The following is a 5536-nucleotide window of genomic DNA, read 5'->3' on the forward strand; positions in this document are numbered from 1 at the left end:
CCGATTTACTACTATTTTTTATTCAATTATTAGTTGCAATCGTGCCATAGCTTTTCACTATGGAACGTTTCGCACCCCCTTTTGGATATGGTTATTTTTCCTTCGTTAACCAGCTCAGACAATACAAAATCCAACAGTTTTCTGTCTTCTTTTTTTACATTTAATATTACTGCTAACTCTTTAAACTTCATTGGTACATAATGCTTATCATTCATAAGACTCATAAGCACCTTTTTCTTTTCTTCTATTATGTCTTTATATTCTGCCATTCAATATCCTTTCTCAATATATAGAAAAAAGGTGTAGAAATCTACACCTTCATCAGTCAGTCATTTTTAATTAATCTTAATAATTGATAAATCCCATATTAAGAATTATAGAAATTACAAAGAATAAAACTACGCAAACCTTAGTAGCTTTTTCAAGCTTACCTTCCATTGAACGTCCTTTGTTCTTTCCCCAATATGATTCAGCAGCGCCACTAATAGCTCCTGTAAGACCTGCCTGCTTTCCTTCCTGAAGTAAGATAACTACTGTTATAATTAAACAAATTATCATAAACACTACTGTTAATACTCTTAATAATGTCAATGTCCACACCTCCTCTATATTTCTTTATGGAAAACGCCACACGTTTCCTCCTCTAATTCGTATCAAACATTGATTATCTTAACATATTAAGGTACTAAAATCAAGTATAAATTGTGGAAGGATCAATCCATGAATTGGACAACATTTACGAATATATCGCAAATGAGAAATTAGCTCCTGAAAATGCCCAAGGACAAAATCTGTAAAACAACTCCTGTTTCCAGGAGTTGCCTTCTCAGCGGACAATTGATATATTTTTCTAAATACCCATCTGCTCTTCAATTCTTAATAACCTGTTATATTTAGCCGTCCTCTCTCCCCTGCAAGGTGCTCCGGTTTTTATATACCCTGTATTTAATCCTACTGCCAAATCAGCTATTGTTGTATCTTCACTTTCCCCTGAACGATGGGACATAATGGCAATATATCCCATATTTTGAGCCATCTTTACTGCATTTAAGGTTTCCGTTACTGTTCCTATCTGATTTGGTTTAATTAATATTGCATTGGCACATTTATTTTTTAATCCCCTTTTAAGTCTTTTAACATTAGTAACAAACAAATCATCTCCAACTAAACGGATTTTATCTCCTAATTTTTCCGTGATTTTCTCCCAGCCTTTCCAGTCTTCCTCATCTAAGGGATCTTCAATGGAAAAAATAGGATACTTATCTGAAATTTCTTCCCACATTTCTATTAATTCATCTGTATTCATCTGCTTGTTTTTCTTTGGCATAAGATACTCTCCCACCTGATTTGTTTTCCACTCGGAAGCTGCCACATCAAGGGATATTTTAAAATCCTCATTAGCCTTGTATCCTGCATTTTCTATAGCTTTTACAATAATATCAAGGGCTTCTTCTTCCCCTGACAAATCAGGGGCAAATCCTCCTTCATCTCCTACTGCCACTGATAATCCCTTGGATTTCAGTATTTTTTTCAGACTGTCATAAACTTCTGCACACCATCTAAGCCCTTCCCTGAAACTGTCAGCTCCAACAGGCAAAATCATAAATTCCTGTACATCAATATTATTTGATGCGTGGGCACCACCATTTAATATGTTCATCATTGGAACCGGCAGAGTTTTGGCACTTATTCCTCCCACATATTTATATTCAGGAATATTTAAAGCTAAAGCACAGGCCTTCGCATTTGCCATTGATACTGCAAGTATTGCATTAGCCCCTAATTCTCCCTTATTTTCAGATTTGTCCAGATTCATTATAATATGGTCTATTTTATTTTGATTTAAGGCATTTTCTCCTTCTAAAGCAGGATATATTTCCTCATTAATGTTTTTTACTGCTTTTAATACACCTTTTCCACCATACCTTTTTTCTCCATCTCTTAATTCCTCCGCCTCAAATATACCTGTAGATGCTCCTGATGGAACAATGGCACATCCTGTATATATTTCTCCTGGCATTCCCAAAGCCTTTACGGTAACTTCCGCTTCCACTGTAGGATTTCCCCTTGAATCCATGACTTCCCTGCCCTTTACATTTACTATTTTCAAATATTTATACATAAAAACCTCCCATTGCGTTAAATAATTACCAGTAATTATTTTGTACATATGAGAGGTTTTTATCCAATTTATTATTATTTTTTATTCTATCACCCAGTCTCCAAAAACTTCCTGGGAAAGTTTTGTTAAATCCGTGTATGTCACAGGATTTGACCACTGTATACTGTGTCCCTGCAACATGTCCTGTGAATATTCAGACAGTCTATATGTATATTGCTGTCTTATCACTCCCTGAGACTTTCCCCACACATAGTGATTAACTGTAGGAACGACTCCTGCCTTCTTTTTTAATATTCGTATACCTTTCTCATCTTTTCTAATGGTTAGCTTTGCCATTCCTCCTAACAGCGTTTTCCAGTTTTCCTGTCCGGAGGTGTAATTTCCAAGGGAATAATAGCATAATGCCGAATTTCCGTTATCAGATTTAATCCATTGAATTTTTTCAACTACATGAGGATGGGTTCCTATTATTAAATCTGCTCCTGCTTCAACCATCATCTTCGCCCACTTTTCCTGCTCCGGTATTGGGTCCGGCTGAACATATTCCTGCCCCCAATGGGGAAGTACAATGGTAAAGTCTGCTATCTGTTCAGCTTTTTCTATATCTGACTTTACCTTATCCCAGTGGGCATCATCTAAAAGATTTACAAGATATCCTTTATCCTCAGGCAATTTAAAGCCATTTAAGCCATATGTATAATTAAGAATGGCAAACTTTATACCCTTACACTTAAATATGGGAATGGTATTGTATTCTTCTTCATTTTCATTAAGTCCCACCATAAGAACTTTCTTTTTATGTTTTTTCCAATATTTAATACAATGTTCTATTCCTTCTACTCCCGTATCATAGGAATGATTTGATGCCTGCTGCACAATGTTAAACCCTGCATCCATAATGGCTTTTCCCATGCTGTCAGGGGTGTTAAAGCATGGATAACCTTTATATTCAAACTTGTCTCCACCAAGTATTGTTTCCTGATTTATAATAGCTATGTCTGCTTTTTTAAAATCCGGCTTCATTTTTTCATACACACTTGAAAAATCATAGGTTCCATCGCTTCTTTTAGCTGTATATAAAACCGAATCACTTACCAAATCGTCTCCAACCGCAATAAGGGTAACATCTGTCTTTTCTGCCTTTACTTTTTTTGTGGTTTCTTTTTCCTTATTATCTGTAGTTTCATTTTTTGTGTATGCAGGAGTAGCCATTGCCTCTTTTACATTATTATTTTTCTTTTTCCCTGCAATACCGGCTGTTACAGCTGCTGTTATTACAAGACATATACTTAATATGCATATAGCAACTCTTTTTGTGTTTAATTTTTTCCTTCTTATATACCTGGAACGATACCGAGTATAATTCATTTTTGCTTTTTTTCTTTTTTTCATTGCATTCCTTTTAATATTAAAGGCGTGGCAATTTTATAAACTGTCACGCCTCAAATCATATATAATTTAATTATTTTTCAATTAAAAGTGATTTTCCTGTCATTTCCTTTGGCTGTTCCATTCCCATAAGTTCAATTAATGTAGGAACAATATCAGCTAACACACCATTTTCTCTTAATGTGTATTTAGGATCTGCATTAACCAAAATAAATGGTACTGGATTAGTTGTATGTGCTGTATATGGTTCTCCTGTTTCGTAGTCAATTAACTGCTCTGCATTACCATGGTCTGCGCAGATAAATAACTGTCCGTCAACTTCTTTGATAAATTCAACCACTTCACCAACACACTCATCAATAACTTCTATTGCCTTAACCGCAGCTTCCATAACTCCTGTATGACCTACCATGTCAGGGTTAGCAAAGTTTGTTATAATCACATCGTATTTTCCACCTGTAATCGCCTTGCAAACTTCATCACAAACTGTATATGCACTCATTCTAGGCTTCTTGTCGTATGTTGGAACATACTTAGGAGATTCAACTAATATTCTGTCCTCTCCTTCGTTTGGTTCTTCCACACCACCGTTAAAGAAGAATGTTACATGGGCATATTTTTCTGTTTCAGCTATTCTTGCCTGTTTTAATCCATTAGCTGCGAGGAATTCACCAAATGTGTTTGTTACTTCTACCTTCTTAAATGCAATTAACTTATTTGGAATAGTAACATCGTATTCTGTAAAGCATACAAATACTAAATCAAGCTTCTTTTCTCTGTTAAATCCTGTAAAGTCATCTGCGCAGAAAGCTCTTGTAATCTGACGTGCTCTATCAGGTCTAAAGTTGCAAAATACCACCGAGTCACCGTCTTTAATAGTTGCTACAGGCTGTCCGTCTTTAGTAATAACTGTTGGAAGCATAAATTCATCTGTTACATCCTTTGCATAAGAATCCTTTATAGCTGCAACCGGGTCAGTTTCCTGTACCCCTTCACCCTTTGTCATTGCCACATATGCCTTTTCTTCTCTATCCCAGTTGTTATCTCTGTCCATTGCATAATAACGTCCTGAAACGGTAGCTACTTCACCAACACCGATTTTCTTCATCTTTTTAACTAACTGTTCCATATATTCAGCAGCTGATGATGGAGGTGTATCTCTTCCGTCTAAGAATGCATGAACATATACCTTGTCTAATCCGAATTTCTTTGCCATTTCAATTGTGCCATAAATATGTGTGTTATGACTGTGCACACCACCGTCTGACAATAATCCGAAAATATGAAGTGCACTGTTGTTATTCTTGGCATTTTCCATTGCCTTTACAAGCTCTTCATTTTCAAAGAATGTTCCGTCTTCAATTTCTTTTGTGATTCTTGTAAGTTCCTGGTAAACAATACGTCCTGCACCCATGTTAAGATGTCCAACCTCTGAGTTACCCATCTGTCCATCAGGAAGACCTACTGCTAAACCACTGGCATAACCTTTAACGTATGGATACTCAGCCATAAGCTTATCCATATTAGGTGTATTTGCCTGTAAAACAGCATTTCCTTCTACTTTATCATTTAAACCGTAACCGTCTAATATCATCAATACCGTAGGTTTCTTGCTCATTCTATTTCTCCTTTATTCTCTATAAACCCATAACAGAACGCCGGTTACATCCGGCGTCCTGTATGTTTAGACAATTTATTATTTGTTATAGTTTACAATCTTTCCAAAATCCGGCTTAAGGCTTGCACCGCCTACTAAACCACCGTCAATGTCAGGTTTAGCTAATAACTCAGCTGCATTTCCGGCATTCATTGATCCGCCATACTGAATTCTGATTGCTTCAGCTGTAGCTTCATCATAAACTTCCTTAATGCATTCTCTGATTGCTGCACATACTTCTTCAGCCTGGTCAGATGTTGCTGTCTTACCTGTTCCAATAGCCCAGATTGGCTCATAAGCGATAACTGCTGTCTTAGCCTGATCTGCTGTTACATTTAAGAAAGCAATCTTAATCTGCTGACGAATCC

At 36.3% G+C, this 5536-nt stretch carries 6 protein-coding genes; all 6 read right to left on the bottom strand.

The window, feature by feature from the left end:
* Positions 1 to 29 precede the first annotated feature (29 nt).
* Complete coding sequence (locus Q5O73_RS09885; protein WP_302669601.1) at positions 30 to 269, bottom strand: hypothetical protein; 240 nt, start codon at positions 267 to 269, stop codon at positions 30 to 32.
* Between the two features lie 76 nt (positions 270 to 345).
* Entirely contained in the window at positions 346 to 591 is a 246-nt protein-coding gene (gene secG, locus Q5O73_RS09890) for a preprotein translocase subunit SecG (protein WP_021953905.1), read from the bottom strand.
* A 259-nt stretch (positions 592 to 850) separates the two neighbouring features.
* Positions 851 to 2122, bottom strand: a complete 1272-nt coding sequence (eno, locus tag Q5O73_RS09895; protein ID WP_302669602.1) for a phosphopyruvate hydratase — start codon at positions 2120 to 2122, stop codon at positions 851 to 853.
* Positions 2123 to 2203: 81 nt separating this feature from the next.
* Positions 2204 to 3514, bottom strand: a complete 1311-nt coding sequence (locus tag Q5O73_RS09900) for a CapA family protein (protein ID WP_021953903.1) — start codon at positions 3512 to 3514, stop codon at positions 2204 to 2206.
* Positions 3515 to 3584: 70 nt separating this feature from the next.
* Positions 3585 to 5129, bottom strand: a complete 1545-nt coding sequence (gpmI, locus tag Q5O73_RS09905) for a 2,3-bisphosphoglycerate-independent phosphoglycerate mutase (RefSeq protein ID WP_302669603.1) — start codon at positions 5127 to 5129, stop codon at positions 3585 to 3587.
* Positions 5130 to 5207: 78 nt separating this feature from the next.
* On the bottom strand, positions 5208 to 5536 hold a 329-nt coding region (locus Q5O73_RS09910; protein WP_302669604.1), incomplete at its 5' end, for a triose-phosphate isomerase.

Origin of the sequence: Eubacterium sp. AF15-50 (assembly GCF_934835595.1) — a bacterium.
GTDB classification, from domain to species: Bacteria; Bacillota; Clostridia; order Lachnospirales; family Lachnospiraceae; genus Eubacterium_G; species Eubacterium_G segne.

Excerpts from the sequence above, each read along its gene's own strand:
- Q5O73_RS09885 (WP_302669601.1), bottom strand. The coding sequence starts at position 269 with ATGGCAGAATATAAAGACATAATAGAAGAAAAGAAAAAGGTGCTTATG.
- eno (WP_302669602.1), bottom strand. The coding sequence starts at position 2,122 with ATGTATAAATATTTGAAAATAGTAAATGTAAAGGGCAGGGAAGTCATG.
- Q5O73_RS09900 (WP_021953903.1), bottom strand. The coding sequence starts at position 3,514 with ATGAAAAAAAGAAAAAAAGCAAAAATGAATTATACTCGGTATCGTTCC.
- gpmI (WP_302669603.1), bottom strand. The coding sequence starts at position 5,129 with ATGAGCAAGAAACCTACGGTATTGATGATATTAGACGGTTACGGTTTA.